1 protein-coding gene is annotated in these 368 nt (G+C 52.2%); it reads left to right on the top strand.

What is annotated here, in order from left to right; all coding sequences use genetic code 11:
* The coding region (locus tag HK26_RS13655; protein ID WP_180539591.1) for a DUF6362 family protein at positions 1–327 on the top strand (327 nt) is incomplete at its 5' end.
* Positions 328–368 lie beyond the last annotated feature (41 nt).

Genomic DNA, 368 nt, shown 5'->3' with positions numbered 1-368 from the left:
CGTCCGTCCAGTTGCGGCTCATCCTGGCAGGAAACGCTCATGGAACTGGATGACCTGCTCAGCCTGACGGCGGAAAGCCAGATCAGGCCGCCAATGCCCACGTCAGCAGAAATATCCCGCATGGATGAGGCTCTGGGCTGGGTTTCATGGATACAGGATACAGCACACCGCCGCGTCGTACTGTTCTGGATGATGATCCACCCGCTGTCCGGCCAGCATCGGTATAGCTGGCGGCAAATTGGCGAGAAAATGGGCCGTGACCACAAAACGGTAAAAGGCTGGTTTTACAAGGGCGTAGCAGTGATCACGAAAAAAAAATACACATAACTGCATTTTTCACTTCCCAAATTCCCCAAAATATACTTTTT

It is taken from the genome of Acetobacter okinawensis (assembly GCF_002153655.1).
GTDB classification, from domain to species: Bacteria; Pseudomonadota; Alphaproteobacteria; order Acetobacterales; family Acetobacteraceae; genus Acetobacter; species Acetobacter okinawensis_A.
This window is presented reverse-complemented; position numbering and strand designations above follow the sequence as displayed.